Below are 22,845 nucleotides of genomic sequence, written 5' to 3'. Positions count from 1 at the left end.
TTCCTTACCACCAAGCTTTAAAGGGTTTGTAAATTTCATCACCCAATAAGTGTTTAATTAGCTTATAACATTCAATCCTAATAAGCATTCGGTATGAGACCTTTCTCTGAAGCCTGCGATGCTTTATAGTTGTTGAGAGTTTTTCATCAAACTCTTTAATGAATTTCTTCCTTGCATTTTCAGTAAGATAGCAGTAATTTACATCTTCATCAAAGTCTTCACAGTCAAGCTGAGAAGTGTTTATAAGTTTAAAAATTATTGGATCTGCGATCAAAGGCTTAAATATTTCTGCTATGTCAAGGCAAAGGGAAAATCTTCTCTCCATTGGCTCGTGAAGATAGCTTATTGTTGGATTAAGCTGAGTATGATAGAGTTCATTTAAAACAGTGGTATAAACAAGAGAATTTGCGAATGATATTAAAGCATTTATTGGATTTGTTGGCGGACGCCTTTGCCTTTTTTCAAAAGAGAAATTTTTAAGTATCACATTGAATGCCTGATAATAGGCATTCTTTGCTCTTCCCTCACAGCTCATAAGCTCTGCAATTGAGCCCGAAAGCTTGGCACTTAGAAGTTCTTTCTCAATTTTCTCAATGAATGGCTCTGTATTTTTGTATGCCCTTAAATTTCGCATCATATGATGCATTGCACCTTCCACGCAGCAGTAGGCTAAGTAAAATCTTCGTTCGCTGTCAAGATAATGTTCAACTTGTTTTACCAATAACTCTCCTGACAAATTTTTATCTCTTGGAAGAAAGCTTCCTGAGTAAAAACCGTAGTAGTTGTAAAAGTGAACTGGTTTGTTTTGCTGAGATAGGAAATTAAGAAGCTTTGTATTTAGTTCAACCTCTCCAAAAACATGAATTCCTTCTACATCCTCAATTGGAATAGCCTTCTTTTCCCCTTTTTCATTCTCAATATAAACAGTATTTTCTTTTCGCCTTATTTTGCCATTTGAGAATATGTAATAGTGCCGAGCCATTTATCCAAAACAAAGCTCAAAATAAGCACATTTTCTGCAGTATGGCTTTTTCTGTACAGCAGGTGGGAATTTCATCTGTGTAATCTCATGAACTTTTGTGAGAGCCTCTTCAACTTCCTTTTCAGCCTCAGGAGTTAAAACTACTTCTTCTTTTTTCTTAATTTTTGGATAATTTATTATTCCCTTCTTCTCTATGCCAAGCTGTTTAAGATAATAAAGATAATATAGAATCTGAATTCTGTCAGCATGGGCAAGCTTATTTGAATATTTAACTTCTCTTATTCTTTCGTCATCCAAAATATCTATGCAGATGAGATTATCAATTAAAACCTCTTTTTTGTTTTGTCTTGGATAAACATATTCCTCAAGAAGGCGACCAAGAAGAACTTTCTCTGATGTGTTCTCCATCTGAATACCTCTGTCAAAAAGCCAAAGCTTCCTTTCGCATACATAAAGATAATTAACTTTTATTCCATTTGTCTTAAGTAAATCAAAATCAATAGTTGTCTGGCTCATGGAAACTATTAATCTTTTTCATAAATCTCTTTTAAATGCGGAGGCAGGAGCTCAGCAGGATATCTTTTCTTTCCAATTTCATCTAAGTGCCACCACCATTTCTCTATTGGATACTCCTTTGGCTCAGCCTCATAGGGCGCATCGCTTCCGTGTTTTACTACCCACTCAATAAGCTTTTTATCTATCTCCATAACTTTTGGGTGATTGCTCAAACCAAGCTCCTCTATTTCATCCCTGATTACAAGAAGAGCGGAGGCAAAGTGATAGCAAGTTACATCAGGGAAGCTATGCTCATTAACAGTGGCTGCCCATTCCCACTCTTCTATTAGCTCTTCAATATATCTTGATGATACCATCCCTTTTAAATCTCTTTCCGAATTTTGACAAATCATAAACCTAAAACAGTTTAATCATCTTCTTTACATCTAATTATACCAAAAATGAAGCACTTATTGATTTGGTATGGTTTATCACAAAATAGATATAGACACTCGTCACTGCGAACCCCCTGTTGCGAGCGAAGCAAAGCAATTACCCACATTGTCACTGCGAGCCCCTCGATGGGTCGAAGCAGTCTCCACCACTCCGTCATCGTATGATAAATATATGGAGATTAAACAGGGATAAGTTAAAATAAAAGTGAAGAAAGAAGGTGGGCAAGGACGCTCTGTCATAGGTCTTAAAGACCGCTCGCAATGTTGTCCTCCACCTTCTCCCTTCCCTTAAGCCTGAACGGAACATTAGGCTCAGGCAGCCTGAATGAGTTCCCACGATGATAGGATAAGGGAAGAAAATAAAAAAAATCAAATGGTGGAAGAAAGATGACAAAAGAGAGGTTCGTAGTTGGAGTGGATGTGGCAAAGGATACCATAGCAGTAACAGTAAAAGAAAGAGGTAAGGGTAAAAGAGCTTCTTTCAATCTAAAGAATGATGCAGAGCAGTTGCACAAGGCTTTGAAAAAGGAGTTACCTGACTGCTGTAAAGAGGATGTACTGGTTGTTATGGAACATACAGGGGTGTACCATCTAAAATTAGCCCATGCCTTATATGAGCATGGGTATAAGGTTGCAGTGCTGAACCCACTGCAGGTAAAGAGATTTGCAGATGCACAGTTTAATAGAGCGAAGACTGACTGTGTAGACTCTGCAGTGATAGCTGAGTGTGTGGAGATTTGCAAAGAGATAAGATTATTTAAGCCAATGACTGCCTCTGAACATAAAATGAAAATACTATTAACTCACCTTGAGAAGATGCAGGTAAGTCTTAATCGGTTAAAGAATCAACGAGAAGCTTTAAGATATGAACCGATAATGGTAGATACAGTAATGGAAAGCTATGACAAGCTCATAAAAGAGGTAGAGGAAACAATACAGAAGATAGAGGAGGAATTGGAAGAATTGGCAGATGCCAGTTATGAGAAACAGATAAAGTTAGCGATGAGTGTACCTGGGGTTGGGCATAGGACAGCATGTATTGCGGTTTCAATGCTTGGATGTTTTGAAAATTTTGACAGAGTAAAGGCAGTAGGCAGTTATATAGGGATAAGCCCGAGTGTATATGAATCTGGCAAGAGTGTAAAGAAAAAGGGGAGGATACAGAAGAAGGGGAGTGCATATATAAGGAAGATATTGTATATGGGAGCGATGTCAGCGATGAGATATAATAAAGCATGCAAAGCGTTGTATGAGAGGATGATACAAAGGGGCAAAAGCAAGATGCAGGCATTGATAGCGGTAGCCCATAAACTAATAAGGCAGGTATATGGAGTTTTAAAAAGTGGGATACCATACAATGAAGAAATTGCAATGAATGGAAAAAAATACTTGACAAATTAACACGGAACATTGCGAGGGCACGAAGTGCCCGAAGCAATCTCGCTTTTATGCCCCACCCTGTCATTGCGAATGGTCGCCACGCCTTCGGCTCGCGACAGACTCCGCGACGAAGCAATCCACCCACCCCGTCATTGCGAGGGTGCTTTAGCACCCGAAGCAATCTCGTTTTTTTCCAACGGAGAGATCACTTCGGCTTGCTTCGCAAGCCTCGTGATGACGAAAAGGGGTGTCATTGCGACGCCGAGCGAAGCGAGGAGGAAGCAATCTCCGAGTTTGCCACGCCTGCCTGTCGGCAGGCTCGCAATGACAGAAAAAATAAAGAGCTGCTCGCAATGACAGCAAAAAACAATTAATTTTTAAATGGTTATAGCAATGATTGGATTTTTATCGTTCCTATTTTTGAAATTTGCAAAAACTTTATATAGTGCAATAGAGCTACAGTGCCATAGTAGAATGACTTTATTTTTTTCTGTCGCTCTGTCGCTCTATTGCACTAAGTATCCCACATGGTTCAGATGAAACTGTGAGGTGGTGAAAGTGTTCGAAATCATGTTCGAGCTTTATATCCCACATGGTTCAGATGAAACGGTAGCGGTAACTGTTCGTTTGTGATACCTGTTCCCGTCTTTATATCCCACATGGTTCAGATGAAACTGAGATAGCCCAGCAGACCAATAACTTCGATCAGGCATCTTTATATCCCACATGGTTCAGATGAAACAAGGAAAAAAGTATGTACTTGATGAGATTTTTGAGTCTTTATATCCCACATGGTTCAGATGAAACTGCATCCTTTCAATCTGAGGTCAAGGACATCAAAACTTTATATCCCACATGGTTCAGATGAAACTATCAGGAACACCTGGATCAGAATACGTGTTAGTTCTTTATATCCCACATGGTTCAGATGAAACAAGGTATGCCTTCTGTGCCGTGTTTGGTATCATGACTTTATATCCCACATGGTTCAGATGAAACTTCCCTCATTGCCAGTAGTCTTTCCAGTGTTTCAACCTTTATATCCCACATGGTTCAGATGAAACAGAGTTAAAGAATATCTTGCATAATTTGCAACAAGTCTTTATATCCCACATGGTTCAGATGAAACCGCCTAATAAACTGGTCCTGAAGCTCCATGCTCCATAGCTTTATATCCCACATGGTTCAGATGAAACGCATTGTTTACTGTTTTGGTGAGTCCTTCTGTGGCATCTTTATATCCCACATGGTTCAGATGAAACCTGTCTCTTGTGTCAACTGATTTTTTTGTTGCCATGCTTTATATCCCACATGGTTCAGATGAAACATCTTCCTTCTTCGTCAGTACTTGAGAAAACATCACTTTATATCCCACATGGTTCAGATGAAACATACATCAGTCGCAGGAGTTCCACCCCCAGCACCTGCACTTTATATCCCACATGGTTCAGATGAAACGTGGCATTGGCTTCTCTTCAGCCTCAGTCCCTTCTTGCTTTATATCCCACATGGTTCAGATGAAACTGATGGAAAATTTTGTAATTTTTTTGCTTATAATTGCTTTATATCCCACATGGTTCAGATGAAACAGTCAAAATCCAGAAGGTTCGCTTGATCCACAAGACTTTATATCCCACATGGTTCAGATGAAACGTCTTAATCGTGTAGTGCGTTGTGGTGGTGTTACAGTCTTTATATCCCACATGGTTCAGATGAAACATGGGGGTCTGGGCTTGTATGTATATGCGATAATGTTAACCTTTATATCCCACATGGTTCAGATGAAACGAGAATTGATGAGTTTCAAGAGATGATTAAAGAATGATTTATATCCCACATGGTTCAGATGAAACCGATTTGAGCCTTAGCCCAGTTTAAAGCTTCCTCGCATTTATATCCCACATGGTTCAGATGAAACTTGTTGTGATTGTATCTTTTATTTTTGCGACAATTGAGATTTATATCCCACATGGTTCAGATGAAACGCTAACCGAATCGGGAACTCTCCTTAACATTGAAGAGATTTATATCCCACATGGTTCAGATGAAACCTTTTAAATCAATCGCTTAGAACAACGGCTTTAAAATTTATATCCCACATGGTTCAGATGAAACGCATGTTGTTCAGGCTGGAGATGTTTATGTAATTTTAGAATTTATATCCCACATGGTTCAGATGAAACAATGAGAAAATTGATAGTAAAGAAAAAGAAAAATGGATTTATATCCCACATGGTTCAGATGAAACTTTTCTCCTAAGACTTCAAGTAATACTTTAAGGAGATTTATATCCCACATGGTTCAGATGAAACGAAAAAGAAAAGAAGAAAGAAAAAGAAAGGAAAAGGAATTTATATCCCACATGGTTCAGATGAAACGGATTTCTTTGAACCCAATCATCAGTAAATTCATCATTTATATCCCACATGGTTCAGATGAAACTGGATAGTCGTCTGTGCTCGAAAAAATGTGATTTGTATTTATATCCCACATGGTTCAGATGAAACGAGCATCAGGTGGAAAAGGAACCTCAACAGCATCAACATTTATATCCCACATGGTTCAGATGAAACGAAAAAGAAAAGAAGAAAGAAAAAGAAAGGAAAAGGAATTTATATCCCACATGGTTCAGATGAAACTAACCCCTGCATAAGCAAAGAGAGGGGCTAAATCAAATTTATATCCCACATGGTTCAGATGAAACTTTTTTTTTTATTTTTTTAGCAGCCTCTTGAGATTTATATCCCACATGGTTCAGATGAAACCATTTCGTATTTTAACATTTTTTTCCATCACTGTCAAATTTATATCCCACATGGTTCAGATGAAACAAACCAATTATCCAAAACATCTCTCAACCTTTTTCGTTCATTTATATCCCACATGGTTCAGATGAAACTTTGTCAATTTTGTAAAGTGTTACGGTATTAGCTTTTCCAATTTATATCCCACATGGTTCAGATGAAACATTTTGGGCCCTGTCCTGACCTTGAACCAAAAGACAGAAATTTATATCCCACATGGTTCAGATGAAACCAAAAAATCAGAACAACACAACGAGGACATCTAAAATTTATATCCCACATGGTTCAGATGAAACAGACAACCCAGCAGACCAATAAGACAAATCAGGTTTATTTATATCCCACATGGTTCAGATGAAACATCCTCAAGGTGCACTTGATCCTCAACAGGGAACTGATTTATATCCCACATGGTTCAGATGAAACAAACATTTTCACACCCCCTCCTTACCATCTCACAAAATTTATATCCCACATGGTTCAGATGAAACACTACATATCAGACATAAGTATAACAGAGCCAAAGGATTTATATCCCACATGGTTCAGATGAAACACGCAGAAGAACTTAACCCTAAAAAAGTAACGGAAATTTATATCCCACATGGTTCAGATGAAACCTCAACTTGCCCCGTTCCCTTGCGGACTTAGCCGCGATTTATATCCCACATGGTTCAGATGAAACCGGTAAAGGTTTTTGACTGGGTCTTTTTCGTTTTCATATTTATATCCCACATGGTTCAGATGAAACCAAACTCACCCCCTTTCAGCTTAGTAAGTCCACGAAGCGATTTATATCCCACATGGTTCAGATGAAACACTTTTATTTTCACCTTATAAATCTTTCCAACTTCCAAGATTTATATCCCACATGGTTCAGATGAAACAAAACTGGAGGGCAGTTGAATTGCCTTCTAGTTTTGATTTATATCCCACATGGTTCAGATGAAACGGTTGGGGTCTTTTGTGGGGCAAGCAACACGTTTTAAATTTATATCCCACATGGTTCAGATGAAACTTCTTGTAAAGATGCCGTTAGTTGGAAGTTTAACACATATTTATATCCCACATGGTTCAGATGAAACCAACGCTTCTGTATCTGTATATAGCTTCCCTATATAATGATTTATATCCCACATGGTTCAGATGAAACGTATTATATCAGTTGCTAACTGTCTGTATATATCCAATTTATATCCCACATGGTTCAGATGAAACAGGTAACAATGAAAAAATTAACAGTTAAAGATTTATATTTATATCCCACATGGTTCAGATGAAACCAGGAACCTCAACACTTGTATCAAACCCAGGAACCGCATTTATATCCCACATGGTTCAGATGAAACCACCTCGTCCTTACACCTCCTTACACCTCCTTACACCATTTATATCCCACATGGTTCAGATGAAACACATGATTACTACATCAACCATGAGCCAAACACATGGTATTTATATCCCACATGGTTCAGATGAAACTTAAAATGATAAGAATAATAGTTGGTGTTCCTGGAAGATTTATATCCCACATGGTTCAGATGAAACATATCTACAAAAGTCAAGCACACCAGACGAGTTAAAATTTATATCCCACATGGTTCAGATGAAACAAGAGACACAAAAGCCATCCAGTGTTTTGATTAAAAAGATTTATATCCCACATGGTTCAGATGAAACTTTCTATTTTTTCTAATTGTCAAAATATTAAGAATGTATTTATATCCCACATGGTTCAGATGAAACCTATACGTATCAACAACAAAATCATATAAATGACAATTTATATCCCACATGGTTCAGATGAAACAGGGCGAGCGAACGAAAGTTCGCGAGTGCCAAAGGCAATTTATATCCCACATGGTTCAGATGAAACCTAAAGTTTTTTTATATGATGTTAAAGATGTGACGACATTTATATCCCACATGGTTCAGATGAAACATCTATACGTATCAACAACAAAATCATATAAATGACAATTTATATCCCACATGGTTCAGATGAAACCAAAGAAAGCGAAATTGCAGAAACAACAACCGAAAAAGATTTATATCCCACATGGTTCAGATGAAACTTGAGGATTTTGACTTACCTTAACTTGAGCATCAGGATTTATATCCCACATGGTTCAGATGAAACGAACTATTCTCTGAAAGATAGTTTCAATTCTTTTCAATTTATATCCCACATGGTTCAGATGAAACTTTTCCTGCTTGCAAGCTTGTCTATATAGACCTCCTACAATTTATATCCCACATGGTTCAGATGAAACATTATCAACAAATTCATCTGGTACAGCATCAGCAACATTTATATCCCACATGGTTCAGATGAAACAAGTATCAACAAATTCATCTGGTACAGCATCACTTACATTTATATCCCACATGGTTCAGATGAAACCCACCTTATAAGGTTTTCTTTTGTGTAGTTTTCATCATATTTATATCCCACATGGTTCAGATGAAACTTCGTTGTTGTTCTTTTTTGAGTATCATCGACATCTATTTATATCCCACATGGTTCAGATGAAACCAAGACTACATGGAATTAATTTTATTGACCTCGTAAATTTATATCCCACATGGTTCAGATGAAACTCCTGCTTGCAAGCTTGTCTATATAGACCTCCTACAATTTATATCCCACATGGTTCAGATGAAACCAAAGGCAAGCCACCTGAAAAACACAAAACAACGTCATTTATATCCCACATGGTTCAGATGAAACAAACTCACCCCCTTTCAGCTTAGTAAGTCCACGAAGCGCATTTATATCCCACATGGTTCAGATGAAACACTCAAACATTTTCACACCCCCCCTACCACCTCACAAAATTTATATCCCACATGGTTCAGATGAAACATATCTACAAAAATCAAGCACACCAGACGAGCCGAAATTTATATCCCACATGGTTCAGATGAAACAACAAACTACAATGAATTCTATGTTGCCCTTTCACGATTTATATCCCACATGGTTCAGATGAAACTGTTAAGCATACAGTGAGTGAATTCAAGACATTGAAATTTATATCCCACATGGTTCAGATGAAACCTTTCTCTTTAGAATGCTTTTTATAGATTTATAGCTAATTTATATCCCACATGGTTCAGATGAAACGATATAATAATTAAGCAAAAAATACGCCAAAACCAAATTTATATCCCACATGGTTCAGATGAAACTTGCTGGGTAGTCGTCTGTACTCGAAAAAATGTGATCATTTATATCCCACATGGTTCAGATGAAACGCACTACTTTTTTACGAAGTAGTGCGGCTCTCTGCAGATTTATATCCCACATGGTTCAGATGAAACTTGTTGTACTCCAAAAAACACATATCAAAGAAGGGGAAACAGCAGGAAAGAAAATTTATATCCCACATGGTTCAGATGAAACCCTCAACCGAATGGACTTTTCTAAAAAACATCAGAGAAATTTATATCCCACATGGTTCAGATGAAACTACTGTATAATTTTATATCAATATAGGAGGTTGTTATAATTTATATCCCACATGGTTCAGATGAAACGCATTGCTGGGGTTGTCAATTCACGCAATCCTTGAAAATTTATATCCCACATGGTTCAGATGAAACGTAAAAGCAGACAAAAAAAGAAAAAAAAAGAGAGATAATTTATATCCCACATGGTTCAGATGAAACCCAGAACAAGAGGACTGGATCGAAGAGTATAAAGCTATTTATATCCCACATGGTTCAGATGAAACACTGCTTTGTTCTTTTGAATAGTTGGACATTCTGATATTTATATCCCACATGGTTCAGATGAAACTCAGAAAATAAGAGACAATCTCTATATAGCATTTGGTATTTATATCCCACATGGTTCAGATGAAACTACGGAGACTGAAAATACAACATTGGAATGAACTAAATTTATATCCCACATGGTTCAGATGAAACCGCACCCCAATAAGAGTAAGAGTAAGAGTAAGAAACATTTATATCCCACATGGTTCAGATGAAACTCCCTATATAATGCGGGATCAACTTTATTCTTTCTTGATTTATATCCCACATGGTTCAGATGAAACTTCTTCTCTTTCTATATACCACAAATCATTTTCCTATTTATATCCCACATGGTTCAGATGAAACTTGTTTTGCAACTTGTTGCAAAATCAAAACCAAAAAAGGATTTATATCCCACATGGTTCAGATGAAACCGTGGGGGCTCTCTGCTATGCAGAGAGCCGCACTACTACATTTATATCCCACATGGTTCAGATGAAACTTGGTTTGCAGAACTGGAGTGTATGAAAGAGGCTACAATTTATATCCCACATGGTTCAGATGAAACATTTCATTGGCTCTTTTTAAATTAATTATTTTTACATATATTTATATCCCACATGGTTCAGATGAAACCACTTGGTAACCTTTATACAGTATTTACTTAGTCATTTCGATTTATATCCCACATGGTTCAGATGAAACTTGGAATTAATCCCCAACCTGGCGCTTTTTTTTCTTATTTATATCCCACATGGTTCAGATGAAACCAGTTTGAAATGAAAAAATTAACGATTAAGGATTTATATTTATATCCCACATGGTTCAGATGAAACTTTGTTAGGTCTGGATTAATATCTATACCCGCTATAATTTATATCCCACATGGTTCAGATGAAACGTTTACTGTTTGTGCAAAACTTTTGCTTGTTTCAATTTATTTATATCCCACATGGTTCAGATGAAACAACTTGCCCCGTGCACATGCCCCTAAGGGCGTGTGCGATTTATATCCCACATGGTTCAGATGAAACTGAGATGCAATACATGTCACCGTCACAGCGTCTTTTATTTATATCCCACATGGTTCAGATGAAACGTGGCTCTCTGCAATGATAGCAGAGAGCTTTCTCCTATTTATATCCCACATGGTTCAGATGAAACCCCCTAGCTTGTCACAGAACAGAAATAGTTAGTAAAAAATGTTTTATTTCAATAACTTTAGCAAATTTTGTGTATTAAATGCAATATCTTTTTTATTAAATTTTTTGCAGTGAACCTGAGATTGTGCAAGCAAAAAATTTTTGTTTTTATAATGCATTGTAAAATCTGTATTTTTAAAGTCACTCTTAAAAAGGGGGATGCAAACTATCTTTTTTATATTTTTAAAGTTCAATTAATTCATATTTTTTCAAGCAATTAAATGCGTCTGCAAAATATAATGCTTTATCTCAAAATATCTAAATTTATCATTTTTGTTGCATCACTCCTTTAATAAGATTGCAAGTTCATTCAGAGCTTTTTTTAGTTTGTTTTAAAGCCTACCAAAACAAAGACTTAGCAATACTTTTCCTGTGATAGAAAAAGAAAATGAAAAATAAAAATTTTTATACTAACAATAACATAAAAGCCCAAGCTGGTATAAACAACAAGGTTTGTCCATTTATTTTTTCTTCATCAGCCTTATCAGGAGTTACAACTATTGCCTTTTCTGTTTTGAATTTCTTGCTAAAAGTTTAGTCACTAATATTGAAGGTTTTAAGGTCAATTACCTTTTCTGTTTTGAATTTCTTGCTAAAAGCCTCAATCCCCCTTAAATCTTTATTTGATATATCTTTTTGATATTTTACCTCTATGGGAAATAGTGCTTTATCCTTTTCTAAAACTAAATCAACTTCATATTTTTCACGATAGTAATAAACCATCACATCTTTCATCCTCAATAAATGACTGGCAATTATGCTTTCAATAACACTACCTACATCTTTTTTTGAAAAAGTATTAATTAAGCCTGCATCCAGAATATGCAATTTCTCCGCACTTCTAATGCTTTTTTCCACAGATTTAGAATATTTTTTTAACCGTTTAATGAGAAATGCATAATCAAGATAAAGAAGATATTTTTCTGTATATTCTCTGCTTAGACCGAGAGAATTTGCTATGTTTGTAATGTTTAAAAATTGAGAAGATATATCCATAAGATACAAAAACAATCTTTCAAGAACTTCAAGTTTTTTAATATCATAAAGTCCAACCAAATCTCTGTAAATTACCTTTTCTACAATATCCTCTCTCACAAGTCTTTTCCATAACAAGGGCTCATTGATATGAAACAAATTTGGAAATCCACCTTTTTGAACATACTCTTCAAAGACAATCTTTATCTCGCTTTCATACGGAACTAATTCTGTTAAATCTAAAAATTTAAAATCTTTGAAATTATCACGCATATAATCAATTTTTTTAATGAGATTAGATTTTTTCAGATGAAAGCATAAAAATTCGTAAAAGCTGAAAGGAAAAATTATTTCCTCTATAGTCCTTCCAGCAAGAGATTCTGTTCCCTTTTTAATAAGACTTGCTGATGAGCCAGAGACAATAAACTTTAGTGGATATTTTCTGTCAAAATATTTTTTTGCCATGAATTGCCAGTTTTCTAAAAAATGTGCCTCATCCATAAAAACATAAATAGTTCGCACCTCTTTAATCAGTCTCTTATTAATCTGCTCATAGACTTTGAAAATCTCATCTAAGTCAACTCTGAGGCTAATGTCATCAAAGGAGAGAAAAAGAATGTTTCTGCAAGGAATTCCACTTTTTATAAGTCTATCAATCATCTGATAAAAAATTGTCGTCTTTCCTGTTCTGCGAGGTCCTTTAAGAATAATAATTCTGTCTAAATTTAATTATGACAAAAGGTCATTTATGATTGGTCTTTGATATTCTGCAACCAACTCAGAAGGAACTCTTTCACTTTCCCACCAAGGATTATAAAAATAAAGCGTCTCTTTCAACTTATTTAAATCCATTTTTAAACTTTTTCTTTTTTTGTAAACTTAAGTTTACAATTATTTTAATTTTTTGTCAAGTAAAGTTGGATTTTAAAAAATTAAACAAAATTGCTTAACTTCTCACCAACAATCAATCCTTCTTCTGAAGAATATTTATAATTAACTACATAAAGTCCTTTTTCTTTTAACTCTGAAATCGCTCCTTCCTCTTTAGCTTTAAAAAATGGTATATCCAAAGATTTATCATTTATAAAAATTTCTGCTTTAATTTTTTCAACTTTATTGGATTTTGTTCTAATAATTTTGATTTTTTCCATAATTTCATCACAATATTTTTCAAAAATTTCTTTCGGTATCACACGCACAGAATAAATCTCTCTAAGAATTCTTTGAGCTTCAGCTTTCTGTAACTCATAATCTTTTATGTCGTCAAGTATTTCTAGGGCATTCAAAAATTCTTTATAAAATTTTGTAGATTTAAGCTTTTCTTTATTATAAACTTGTTTCATTATATTAACTTTATCCTTTTCTGTAATCAATTTTTCATTGAATTCTTCAATTGCTTGTTTTGAAAGAATAAAAATTTCTTTATCATAAATAGTTCCTATACCGGAACAATTTTCAGTGAAGATAAAAACATTCGGTTCTTCATCATAGTATTCTCTATTTCTATAAACCCTTCCCATTCTTTGAAAAAGACTATCCAAAGAGGAAAGTTCTGTAAAAAGAATATCAAAATCTATATCTAATGACGCCTCTGCAATCTGGGTTGTAATCCATATTCCTTTATTTTCTGGCACTCTTGTAAAATAATAAATTTCCTCTTCCAATCTTTTTCTGTCCTCACCAATAAATAAAGAATGAAGCATTTTAGGAAAGCAACCTTTTTCTTTTAATTCAGTAAACAATTGGCGAGCTTTTGAAAAAGTATTAGTAATTACTAATACTTTTTTATTTTTTGAAAGCTTTTTAATTAAATCTACTTTTGCATTTATAGGCTCTTGACATATTTTAATTCTATGTCTTTTTAAATCTATTAAAAATTCAGAAATTTCAAATTCTATTCCACTTTCTTCTAAAAAATCAACATAAATTTGCGGAAGAGTAGCGGTCATTATTAAAAACTTTCCACCCATTTTATAAATTTGTTTCAAACCTTTTAATATTACTGCGGCAATTTTTGGTTCATAACTTTGAATTTCATCTATTATTACTTTTGAATAAGTCAATGTAGCTAATATTTTCTCATATCCTCCAAACTTAAATGGAAAAGTAAATAATTGATCAATAGTTGAAACGCTCACTTGATAAGCCAACTGTTTTGAGTTTTTATAAATTTCAAAAGGAGTTTCATCTTCTTTATAACAAAGATAATTAAGACTTGTAGAATGAAGTAATCCTGTATTTTTATAATTTATTTTCTCTTGAATCCTGTCAAAAATTGCATTAACAATTACACGTAATGGCAACGTCAAGAAAGTTTTTTCATTTCCAGCCCAAAGAAGTCCTGCTTCAGTTTTACCTATTCCTGTAGAGCCTAATATTACAAGATTTTTATTTTGATTAGAAAAAGTATATTGTTGAATCAGACGCAAATTGTGTTTTAAATAATCTTTAACTTTTGAAATAAGAGAATCATCTTTTAATTCAATTTCTACCTCTGCTGAAGAAGAATGATCAATTCTGTGTAAAAAACCTTTTAAAAGCACATAAAAAGGATAAATTTTATCTCTTGAAGTGATTCTTATTTCGGGATGACAAAATCTAACATATCCTGTCCATAAAGTTTGAGGCACTGAAATAATATTATTTAACAAATGTTTTCTTTGTTCTAATTCTTCCTTAATTACTTTTTCAATTTCTTTAAAATTAGGAACAGATTCTTTTTCATGATGATAAAATATAGCTTGTACAATAGCTCTAACAATTTCACGATCATAATTAAAAATTTTTTCATCAAAAAATGCAGACGATAAAAAATTATGTGGAATTTCAATTTTTGTTATTAAAGGAATTTGTGAATATCCAATTTTCTTTCTAATTTTATTTTGAAAATGAATGCTTATCTTTCCCAAATCATGATATTTTACTACCAAAGTTAATATATCCCAGAAAAATTGTGAAATTTCTGGAGATAAAACATTTTCTATTTTGTCAGCATACGTTTTTTTAAGAAGTTTTAAATTACTTAAACAATTATCTATATGTTCTTGTAAAGTTTGCAAAGGTTCACTTTTTGCATAAATAATTTCATCCATATCAAACTAAAAAAACTAAATCATCTTCTTCATCAACATAAGTTTTTGTGTATAATTTCCCACTTTCTACATATACTACTTCTACTTGTTTCCATCTTCTAAGGTTTTGATCAATTTCATAATAATAATTAAGTCTATAGTTTACTCCAAATAAATCGTTTTCTAAAGCATAATTTTTTGGAATGTATGCAGGATATTTAATTGGAATACCATTTCTTTTATCCTCTCTTTCAAAAATTTTTACAAAAGAAACTTGATCAATTCTTACCAAATCTTCTTGTCTTCCCAAAGATGGATATCTTGATGGATTTTTTAAAGCTGCTTCAAGATTTTCTAAAATTTCTTTTTCAGCTGAAACATGAATAATAAGATTTACATTGACAAGTAAATTAACATAGTAAACCATACTTTTTATTCCAACTTTTCCAAAAATAAAATCATAACTTGCTTCCCTTCCTTTTCTTACTCCTCCAAATTTATACAATTTTTGAAGATTATTAGTCACACTTGCATATGTCCCTTGAATAGAAATTTTCATTGGGATAAATTGTTCAGCATTTAGGATACTATGTAAAAACCCCTTAACAGTTGAAGGAGGAGGTAAAGGATAAGTCTCTCCTGCCTTAAAAGATAAAGGTTTTCTATATGAAACTAAATCTTGATAAAGTTTAATTTTTAACAGTTCCATAGTATTCATCAATTTCTGTACAAAGTAATTTAAAAATAGTATCAATATCTCCAACAGATTTTACAGGCAATTGTTTTAATTCTTCTTCATTTCCCCAAATACCTGAAACAAATCCTAACAAAGTATTCTCAGCAACTTTTACATTATTCATAAAAGTAATGTTTAATGTATCTTTAATTGGCTCAATACATATACAAGGTTTTGAATTGCGCCATTCTAATTTTATTTTCCCTAAAAAGAAAGGATTTTTAACACTATACACGCCTCCTATAACAAAAAGAGGATTTAAGTTTTCTATTCTTCCTTTTATTTCTCTGTTTAAAATTTTAATAATTGAAAGAAAATCTTTGACTCTTTTGGCTCTCTCTGAATTCGGTAATACTATATCTTCATCAATCCCTACTCTATCTAAATCTACTGTTATAGTATAAGTGTAAAAACTATAATGTTGTTCTATTTGGGCAATATTTGGATCTTCATTAATTCTATCTGCTAAACCTTTATTTGAAAGAAATTCTATATCATTTAAATAAGATTCCAAAGAAATTGCAGGACTCAACCGAACTACCGCGGCTCTCGTTAAAGAGCCTTTTCCTTTTTCTGTTTTCATATATCCAAATAAATCTATTTCTGGTAAGTTTTCTATAGAAGCATCTGGACTAAATTGAACCGTTCTTTGGCTCTTATCTACTGGAGCTAACTGCCATTCAAAATATTTATTACCAAGTCTTACAATATCATATCTTAAAGCTTGCCTTGAAGCAAATGTAAATACTTGTCCATTATCTCGGGAAAACTTTTTAAGTTCAGAAATATTACCTGTTGTTTCTCCATAATTTAAACTTAATGCATTAAAAATTATTGTTAAAGTTAATCCTTTGCTCATTGGTTACTCCTCCTTTTCAGTATTTTCTTGTGACTGTTTACTTAAAAATCCTGTCAAAAATGCATATCCTAAAGACTCAATTTCTAAAATATTATCAGGTTTTAAAGCTTCCAAAAAAATTCGAGGTACATCCTTATTAAGATTTAAATAAAGTCTTAAAATAGTATCATAAAAAGTATTTTTATCTTTCACTCTTAAAGCAGAAAGAAGCCTGTAAGCAATACTTTCTATTTTATTTTCAGCATTTCTATTCCTGAGTTCTTTTGCCACATCTTGCCCTTTAGAGTATAAAGACCATAATTTTTTTGAAATTTCTTCTCTCATTTCATCCCTCCCTGTCTTAAAAAGTTCTAATTTTCTCTGAATTTTTACTAAATTAAAAAGTTCATCAGAAAAATTATGTTTTTTATTAAGAAAATCATGCAATACTTTATTTATAAGCGGATAAAGACTCCGTCTTTCCAAAATACTGTCAATAGATTCGTGTAAAACATTTATAATTGCAGAATTTAAATTTTCAGCATCTACTTTGTAAACTAAATTTTCTAATCCTTTAAAATCTTTATAATTGTCTTCTTCAAATAATTTGGCAATATATTGGGGAACATGGAAATGATAAATTGCAAAAGGTTCTTTTTCTGTATTAAATTCAACAAATAAAATATTAGCTAAAGTCCATCTACTTCTTTTTTGTTGATAATCTAAAAGAATATTCCGAATTATTGATTTGAAAGGATTATCAGATGAAGTAAAAACAAAGTTTTCAAGCATTTTATTATATTTATAAAGTCCCTCCACTGTAGCATCAAAATTAACAAAAAGATAACTGTTTCTTTCTCCTAATAAACTCAAATTTAAAAAACCTGCAAAAGCACACAAATAAATTAATTCACATAAACCGCATAAAGGTGTATTAGGATTTAAATTCCAATAAAAATTTTTACATTCTTTAATACTTTCACCACTTACTTTAAAAGTGCCTTCATCAAAGAGAGTATCTTTCTTAGCTATTCTTTCATTGCATACTATACAATACACTGTTTCTTTTCTTTTTCTTTGAGATTCAAAAATAAATAAAGGATCAATAAAATCTTTCTTAAACTTTTCTTTTATTTTTGTTTTAACAGCTTGATTAAAAATACTTTTACCCTCATAAAAACTTAACAAATAATATTTTGCATACAAATCTTTATATTTTTCCCAATGTTTATACAAAGCCTCAATTAATTTTTGTATCAGCTTTTTTATTGTTTGTATTTCCTTTTCTCTTTTTATCTCATGAATAATTACAAAAATATCTGGATCCTCTTTTAAAATTTTGGAACTTTCAGTTAATCTTTTAACTTCTTGTATATCTTTTTCTTGAATTTTTTCCGAAGAAAGCAACTGTTGTAATTCACTAATTTTTGAAGTAATCTTGTTTGCTTGCGGATAAATATACTGAAAATATCTTTCATGAAAATTTTTCAATATATCCAGCGAAAAAGAGATATAATTAGTATTTATTTTAATAAGTCCTTTATCTCCTGTTTTTTCAAAAATTTTTAAAAAACCTACTATCCCAGCATTATAAAGCCAATCACCAAGATAAACCTTTACTTCTTTCATTTTTTACTCCTCATATATTCCTTAATCTCCAATGTATTTTTTCTGAATTCTGGGTCTGCATCATAGATAATTTTTGCTGTTCATGTCAATTAAATCAACTTCAGTTGATAAATTTAGTGTCTTTTCAATTTTATAGGCAAAAAAATCAAGAGTATGAATTAATTCTCTTCCCTTTGGATATGGCTCTTTAAGAAGAACTGCAATGTCAATGTCACTCATTGGACTAAATTTTCCCGATGCATAAGAGCCAAAAAGATATGCTGAAGCTATATATGGATATTTCTCAAAAACAGCTTTTAATTTCTCAAAATCCATCTCAGCATACATCAATCATTCCAAAGCCTTGACCTGTTCTTAAGCCTATTCCAATTTGATACAAAATCTTTAAATCCTCAGGCTCACCTTCAAGGATAAAGCTACCGCTGAAGCATGTAAGCATCATGACTGGTTTTCCTGTTTGCTGTCTAAAATCTTTTAATGTATGCTTTACAACTTGTTTTTTTATTGATATTGGAGAAAATTTAAGCTCTCTCTTAAGTCCATAGTCTCGTATGTCTTTCAAAATTCTGTCATGGATTGAGTTAAAGTGAAAATTAAATTCTTCAAGATTATCTAAAGGAAGAATAGGATTTTCATCTTTGTCTTCAATTAGAATTGGAGACATAGTTTTAAAAGCAATGTTTTCTGCCTTTATTGGCTTTTCTCTTATATAGTGTATTCTTTGGCGAGTTATAATGCCGTTGTCAAAAAGTTGAAATTGCCCAATTTTAAGAAGACCGTTGTAAAGATGGATTATAAATTTATTGTCACAGGAGCTTACAAAAAATGAAATATTGGAATTATCTTCAAAAAAGTAAACAGTATCTTCTACAGCAAAGTCATTGTCAATTTTAATTAATTGTTTTTCAGCCCTTCTTTTTGCTGGCAAAAGAACACTAAAGCAAAATGGCTTTGTCACTTTAGAGAACTCACTCTTTTTGTCGGGATAAAGCTTTTCTTTATAGCTTTCATCGGATTTTAAAAGGGCTTCTTTGATTAAAGCCATAAAACGATGACGATAAAGAATAGGAAGTTGATTAACTGAAAAGTCAATTTTAAGCCTCATTTTCGCACCTTAAAAATTTTTTTTAATCTTACCTAAAATGTAGGCTCTTTGTCAATAGAACGATTTTCCTCAAAAATAATCTACCCGAAAAAGTATTGTTTCCTCATAATTGACAAGAAAGGCGAGCATCTGATATTCCTTTTATTTTTAGCCAATACACTAAATGAAAGGAGGAATACCCTGATATGCCCCCGTTTTTTGGAACATTATAAATACGAACTTTTGTTTTTATAAAACTAGTGCACTCAAACTTTGTAACAAAATATTTACGAACCATTCCTATAAACCTCAGAAGGTGTTTTTCCTCCAAGACTGCTATGCGGTCTCTCTGTATTATAGAAATTTCTATATTCTTCTATCACCTCCCTTGCCTGCTTCGCATTTTCAAAAATATTTCTACTGAGGCATTCCTCTCTAAGCTTGCCATTGAAGCTTTCCAAAGTCCCGTTTTCCCACGGACTGCCTCTTTCAGTAAATTCATGACGTATACCGTGTTTCCTGATGAACTTTTCAAAGCTCAGACTTCTGAATTCAGGTCCCTGATCTGTCCTGATAATCCTGGGAATTCCATAAACTCTGAAGCATTCTTCAAGTACTTCTATAACCACCTTAGCAGTAATACTAAATCCGACTTCAATACCCAAAGAAAACCTACTCAGTAGCTCTTCAATCGTCATGATTTTAATAAGTCTTCCGTCTTCAAGAGTTTCAAACATGAAATCTATAGCCCAGACATAATTGCAAAATATAGGCTCTGTAAGAGGCTTCTGTACAATAATTCTCTTTTTGTTTTTACGAGGTTTCTGCCTCTGAAGTCCAAGACTTTTGTAAATACGATAGACTCTTTTATGGTTAGCATGAATCCCGCTTTGATTTATAACAAAATGGACGCGTCTGTAACCGTAAAAAGTATATTTAAATGCGATTTCTCTTATCATATCCGCAAGAGCCTGATCTTGTTCTGCTTTAACAGAACGATAATACAGAGTGCTCAGTGGCATCTCAACAATGTCTGCAGCTTTTCTTGTAGTTATTCCAGATTCTATCATTGTTTTAGCTATCTGTCTCCTTTCGTGAGTGGTCAAAAATTTTTTTTAACAATATCTCTGAGCACCTGTATTTCAAGTTCTTTTTCAGCAAGAATTCTTTTAAGGCGAAGATTTTCCTCTTCAAGTACTTTAAGTCTTTTAGCTTCATTAGAGGACATGCCTTTGAATTTTTGTCTACATTTGTCAAAAGTGCTTCTGCTGATAGAGTATTTACGGCAGACTTCTGCAATGGAATTGCCTGGAAGTTCTGCTTCTGAGAGAATCTGGATAATTTTTTCTACAGGATATTTTGTCTGTTTCATAATTAAACCCTCCTTCTCTTTTAATTATATTCGTATTTTTGTTGTTCCAAAAAATGGGGAGCAGGTCAAGGAATAGCTCTTTGACAAGAACAAAGAGATTAGTCAGCCATTGAAAGGATTTTAATCCACTTGCCTTGAATAGTGCTTATGCTATCAAGTTCAGGCAACTGTATGGGTGGCTTGTAGTTCAAAGACATGTGGGGTCTGAGGAAATTGTAGTGAGTAACGAACAGAGTAACCAGAGCAGCAGCACCATTTAGGCTATTAAATCCATGTGCAGGCTTGATGTGAGATTTAAAAGTACGATTGAGGCGTTCAATTAACTGTTTAAAGGGTCTGAACTAAGCAGATTCATCGTCCAGATTTTGAAGTCCAATAACCTTACGATGATTAATGTTACTGCCTGTCTGAGAGTTTATAAAGTGAATACCAGCTGGATAAGAAGGATTGCCATCAGTGATAAGTGTGAATTGCTGGTCTGATAGCCTCTTTCATAGCAATAACAGCTGACTTAACATCTCTGGTATCTGAGACATGGTAAGAGGAGATGGAGAGTTTTTGGCAGCAGAGGAAGAGGAAGACAAAGAAGTGTTTACCCAAGATTTTGATATAAGTCTCATCGCCAGCTTGAGTTGAATCCACAGAGCCTTTGAATTTGAGATTGAATTTATGGCAGTAGAAGGCGGCAGCTTGAGCATAGCTAAGGACAGTCTGATAAGAGATATCTATGTTGAAGACAGAACGGAGGATATAAGCAGTTTTTCTTGCACTAAGACAGAAGGAGACATAGAAGGTAAGCACAGGACCGAGTATTGGCAGAGAGTTGTGAATTTTTCTGAGGTCAACAGCAGGTTTTTGAGGAAATGACAGAGTAAGCTCAGAGGGTTGGAAGTGATACTCTCTGTATTGATAGTTCACTTTGAAGTGGGAAGGAGATTTTTGGCGGATAGAGAGCTCATCGGGGCTAAGTTTATTAAGAGCGCTGATGCGATGGGGGCAGTTATCATTACAGCATTTATAGATGGTGCAGGTTTTAGACTCTTTCCATTTAAAGAGGGCATTGCCACAGTAAGGGCAGAAGTGTTTAGAGTTTGATTTATTGCGAAGGGGACGATTGAGCTGGAAGAGATTACCACAGACTTTGCATTTCAGTTGAGAGCGGTTTTTACCGTTGTTGAATACAGATAGGAATGAGGAGCATTGCAGTTAGGGCAAGATAAGTGATTAGGGAGAGCTTGACTGTTGCCTCTGCGTTTTACAGGTTTGAGAGATTTGCCATGTTTGTTTTGATATTCATCAAGTAATTGTTTGTAGTCTTTTGTAGTGCTGGTAGAAGATTTATCAGGAGGTTGAGACAAGGGAGGAAGGGGGGTCAACATAGAAATTTCTGTAGTTAGGATATTTTTCTTTGAGGTCATCTTTTAGTTTAATATTAGGGTGACGGTTAAGAAGAATATCAAAAAGAGTAAAAGCGATAGTTTCAATTTGAGAGCGAGAGAACTTGGAACAGAGGCAAATAACAAAAGGGAATATTTTATTCACGGCTTGCCTCCTTGGTTTTATTAGAGAGATAGTAGTTTAACCTTAAAGTAGAGGGGGGAGGCAAGCTTTTTTTACAGAATGTATTGAAGAATAAGAGTTTTATAGACTTTTAAGTAGTAAATTTTTGACAATACTCAGTTAAAAACAAAGAGAGAATATGAACCTAAAAGTTAAAGACATTATGAATAACAACATTGAAACAATTAGTCAAGAGTCTTCTGTTTTTGAAGCTATGCAAAAAATGGTAAGCAAAAAAATAAGGTCTTTACTGGTTCCGCCAAAGGATGAAAAGGATGTTTATGGAATTATAACTGTTCGCGATATAGTCTATAATGTAATCTGCAGGAACCTTGACCTTCATAAAACTAAAGTTGGAGAAGTAGCAACAAAGAGAATAGTATGTATAAATAAAGATCCAGATTTGCAGGATTTTATCAAATTGATGGAAAAATTTAATGTCGGTAGAGGTGTTTATAAATGACGGCAGAGAAATAATAGGTGTAGCTTCATTATTTGAT

General features: G+C 33.7%; 20 protein-coding genes and 1 CRISPR repeat array. Of the genes, 5 read left to right on the top strand and 15 right to left on the bottom strand.

Going from position 1 to position 22,845, the window contains the following annotated elements; translation table 11 throughout:
• Positions 1-4: 4 nt before the first annotated feature.
• The 3 genes from cas1b to ACYQ3P_RS03970 are packed head-to-tail and all read right to left on the bottom strand — an operon-like array spanning position 5 to position 1,854.
• Positions 5-982: a type I-B CRISPR-associated endonuclease Cas1b gene (gene cas1b / locus ACYQ3P_RS03980; RefSeq protein ID WP_460176651.1), complete on the bottom strand. Its 978-nt coding sequence runs from the start codon at positions 980-982 to the stop codon at positions 5-7.
• Complete coding sequence (gene cas4, locus ACYQ3P_RS03975) at positions 983-1,498, bottom strand: CRISPR-associated protein Cas4 (RefSeq protein ID WP_460176650.1); 516 nt, start codon at positions 1,496-1,498, stop codon at positions 983-985. It abuts the gene before it with no gap.
• Between the two features lie 8 nt (positions 1,499-1,506).
• The gene (locus tag ACYQ3P_RS03970) at positions 1,507-1,854 is read right to left on the bottom strand and encodes a hypothetical protein (protein WP_460176649.1); all 348 of its coding nucleotides are present in this window, start codon (positions 1,852-1,854) and stop codon (positions 1,507-1,509) included.
• A gap of 465 nt (positions 1,855-2,319) precedes the next feature.
• On the opposite strand from ACYQ3P_RS03970, the gene ACYQ3P_RS03965 reads away from it, so the two are divergent.
• Both ACYQ3P_RS03965 and ACYQ3P_RS03960 read left to right on the top strand, forming a co-directional pair.
• Complete coding sequence (locus tag ACYQ3P_RS03965) at positions 2,320-3,333, top strand: IS110 family RNA-guided transposase (protein ID WP_460176648.1); 1,014 nt, start codon at positions 2,320-2,322, stop codon at positions 3,331-3,333.
• A gap of 493 nt (positions 3,334-3,826) precedes the next feature.
• Positions 3,827-11,042: direct repeats of the CRISPR family, unit length 29 nt; unit sequence ATTTATATCCCACATGGTTCAGATGAAAC.
• A gap of 426 nt (positions 11,043-11,468) precedes the next feature.
• Positions 11,469-11,618, top strand: a complete 150-nt coding sequence (locus ACYQ3P_RS03960; RefSeq protein WP_460176647.1) for a hypothetical protein — start codon at positions 11,469-11,471, stop codon at positions 11,616-11,618.
• On the opposite strand, the gene ACYQ3P_RS03955 is transcribed toward ACYQ3P_RS03960, so the two are convergent.
• From ACYQ3P_RS03955 to ACYQ3P_RS03905, 11 genes are all read right to left on the bottom strand, one after another.
• Positions 11,615-12,763 (bottom strand): ATP-binding protein, encoded by a 1,149-nt coding sequence (locus ACYQ3P_RS03955; RefSeq protein ID WP_460178044.1) that lies wholly within the window; start codon positions 12,761-12,763, stop codon positions 11,615-11,617. The two genes, ACYQ3P_RS03960 and ACYQ3P_RS03955, sit on opposite strands and share 4 nt — an antisense overlap.
• Before the next feature lie 21 nt (positions 12,764-12,784).
• Positions 12,785-12,907 carry a hypothetical protein gene (locus tag ACYQ3P_RS03950; protein WP_460176646.1) on the bottom strand — a complete coding sequence of 41 codons (123 nt, stop codon included), beginning with the start codon at positions 12,905-12,907 and terminating at the stop codon, positions 12,785-12,787.
• Between the two features lie 80 nt (positions 12,908-12,987).
• Positions 12,988-15,147 (bottom strand): CRISPR-associated helicase Cas3', encoded by a 2,160-nt coding sequence (gene cas3, locus ACYQ3P_RS03945; protein WP_460176645.1) that lies wholly within the window; start codon positions 15,145-15,147, stop codon positions 12,988-12,990.
• Between the two features lies 1 nt (position 15,148).
• Complete coding sequence (cas5b, locus tag ACYQ3P_RS03940) at positions 15,149-15,835, bottom strand: type I-B CRISPR-associated protein Cas5b (RefSeq protein ID WP_460176644.1); 687 nt, start codon at positions 15,833-15,835, stop codon at positions 15,149-15,151.
• Positions 15,816-16,721, bottom strand: a complete 906-nt coding sequence (cas7i, locus tag ACYQ3P_RS03935; protein WP_460176643.1) for a type I-B CRISPR-associated protein Cas7/Cst2/DevR — start codon at positions 16,719-16,721, stop codon at positions 15,816-15,818. The genes cas5b and cas7i overlap by 20 nt, the downstream gene beginning before the upstream one ends.
• 3 nt (positions 16,722-16,724) lie before the next feature.
• The gene (cas8a1, locus tag ACYQ3P_RS03930) at positions 16,725-18,329 is read right to left on the bottom strand and encodes a type I-B CRISPR-associated protein Cas8b1/Cst1 (RefSeq protein ID WP_460176642.1); all 1,605 of its coding nucleotides are present in this window, start codon (positions 18,327-18,329) and stop codon (positions 16,725-16,727) included.
• 60 nt (positions 18,330-18,389) lie between these two features.
• Positions 18,390-18,644: a nucleotidyltransferase domain-containing protein gene (locus ACYQ3P_RS03925; RefSeq protein ID WP_460176641.1), complete on the bottom strand. Its 255-nt coding sequence runs from the start codon at positions 18,642-18,644 to the stop codon at positions 18,390-18,392.
• 1 nt (position 18,645) lies between these two features.
• Positions 18,646-19,434: a CRISPR-associated endoribonuclease Cas6 gene (gene cas6, locus ACYQ3P_RS03920; RefSeq protein ID WP_460176640.1), complete on the bottom strand. Its 789-nt coding sequence runs from the start codon at positions 19,432-19,434 to the stop codon at positions 18,646-18,648.
• A gap of 266 nt (positions 19,435-19,700) precedes the next feature.
• Entirely contained in the window at positions 19,701-20,483 is a 783-nt protein-coding gene (locus ACYQ3P_RS03915; protein WP_460176639.1) for an IS3 family transposase, read from the bottom strand.
• A gap of 32 nt (positions 20,484-20,515) precedes the next feature.
• Positions 20,516-20,785 carry a transposase gene (locus tag ACYQ3P_RS03910; protein ID WP_460176638.1) on the bottom strand — a complete coding sequence of 90 codons (270 nt, stop codon included), beginning with the start codon at positions 20,783-20,785 and terminating at the stop codon, positions 20,516-20,518.
• Between the two features lie 98 nt (positions 20,786-20,883).
• On the bottom strand, positions 20,884-21,105 hold the full coding sequence (locus ACYQ3P_RS03905) for an integrase core domain-containing protein (protein ID WP_460178043.1): 222 nt from the start codon (positions 21,103-21,105) through the stop codon (positions 20,884-20,886).
• Between the two features lie 349 nt (positions 21,106-21,454).
• Here ACYQ3P_RS03905 and ACYQ3P_RS03900 point away from each other — a divergent pair, with 349 nt between their 5' ends.
• Entirely contained in the window at positions 21,455-21,652 is a 198-nt protein-coding gene (locus ACYQ3P_RS03900; RefSeq protein ID WP_460176637.1) for a hypothetical protein, read from the top strand.
• 24 nt (positions 21,653-21,676) lie between these two features.
• Entirely contained in the window at positions 21,677-21,880 is a 204-nt protein-coding gene (locus tag ACYQ3P_RS03895) for a hypothetical protein (RefSeq protein ID WP_460176636.1), read from the top strand.
• Between the two features lie 246 nt (positions 21,881-22,126).
• On the opposite strand, the gene ACYQ3P_RS03890 is transcribed toward ACYQ3P_RS03895, so the two are convergent.
• Positions 22,127-22,327, bottom strand: coding sequence for a hypothetical protein (locus ACYQ3P_RS03890; protein ID WP_460176635.1), 201 nt, complete (start codon positions 22,325-22,327; stop codon positions 22,127-22,129).
• 157 nt (positions 22,328-22,484) lie between these two features.
• On the opposite strand from ACYQ3P_RS03890, the gene ACYQ3P_RS03885 reads away from it, so the two are divergent.
• Positions 22,485-22,808 carry a CBS domain-containing protein gene (locus ACYQ3P_RS03885; protein WP_460176634.1) on the top strand — a complete coding sequence of 108 codons (324 nt, stop codon included), beginning with the start codon at positions 22,485-22,487 and terminating at the stop codon, positions 22,806-22,808.
• Positions 22,809-22,845 lie beyond the last annotated feature (37 nt).

Source organism: Thermodesulfovibrio hydrogeniphilus (genome assembly GCF_054657355.1).
This window is presented reverse-complemented; position numbering and strand designations above follow the sequence as displayed.

Coding starts and splice junctions, on each gene's coding strand:
- ACYQ3P_RS03960 (WP_460176647.1), top strand. CDS start 11,469: ATGAAAAATAAAAATTTTTATACTAACAATAACATAAAAGCCCAAGCT.
- cas3 (WP_460176645.1), bottom strand. CDS start 15,147: ATGGATGAAATTATTTATGCAAAAAGTGAACCTTTGCAAACTTTACAA.
- cas7i (WP_460176643.1), bottom strand. CDS start 16,721: ATGAGCAAAGGATTAACTTTAACAATAATTTTTAATGCATTAAGTTTA.
- ACYQ3P_RS03910 (WP_460176638.1), bottom strand. CDS start 20,785: ATGAAACAGACAAAATATCCTGTAGAAAAAATTATCCAGATTCTCTCA.
- ACYQ3P_RS03965 (WP_460176648.1), top strand. CDS start 2,320: ATGACAAAAGAGAGGTTCGTAGTTGGAGTGGATGTGGCAAAGGATACC.
- ACYQ3P_RS03950 (WP_460176646.1), bottom strand. CDS start 12,907: ATGGATTTAAATAAGTTGAAAGAGACGCTTTATTTTTATAATCCTTGG.
- ACYQ3P_RS03885 (WP_460176634.1), top strand. CDS start 22,485: ATGAACCTAAAAGTTAAAGACATTATGAATAACAACATTGAAACAATT.
- ACYQ3P_RS03925 (WP_460176641.1), bottom strand. CDS start 18,644: ATGGATTTTGAGAAATTAAAAGCTGTTTTTGAGAAATATCCATATATA.
- cas4 (WP_460176650.1), bottom strand. CDS start 1,498: ATGAGCCAGACAACTATTGATTTTGATTTACTTAAGACAAATGGAATA.
- ACYQ3P_RS03970 (WP_460176649.1), bottom strand. CDS start 1,854: ATGGTATCATCAAGATATATTGAAGAGCTAATAGAAGAGTGGGAATGG.
- cas6 (WP_460176640.1), bottom strand. CDS start 19,434: ATGAGGCTTAAAATTGACTTTTCAGTTAATCAACTTCCTATTCTTTAT.
- cas5b (WP_460176644.1), bottom strand. CDS start 15,835: ATGGAACTGTTAAAAATTAAACTTTATCAAGATTTAGTTTCATATAGA.
- cas1b (WP_460176651.1), bottom strand. CDS start 982: ATGGCTCGGCACTATTACATATTCTCAAATGGCAAAATAAGGCGAAAA.
- ACYQ3P_RS03915 (WP_460176639.1), bottom strand. CDS start 20,483: ATGATAGAATCTGGAATAACTACAAGAAAAGCTGCAGACATTGTTGAG.
- cas8a1 (WP_460176642.1), bottom strand. CDS start 18,329: ATGAAAGAAGTAAAGGTTTATCTTGGTGATTGGCTTTATAATGCTGGG.
- ACYQ3P_RS03900 (WP_460176637.1), top strand. CDS start 21,455: ATGGCAGTAGAAGGCGGCAGCTTGAGCATAGCTAAGGACAGTCTGATA.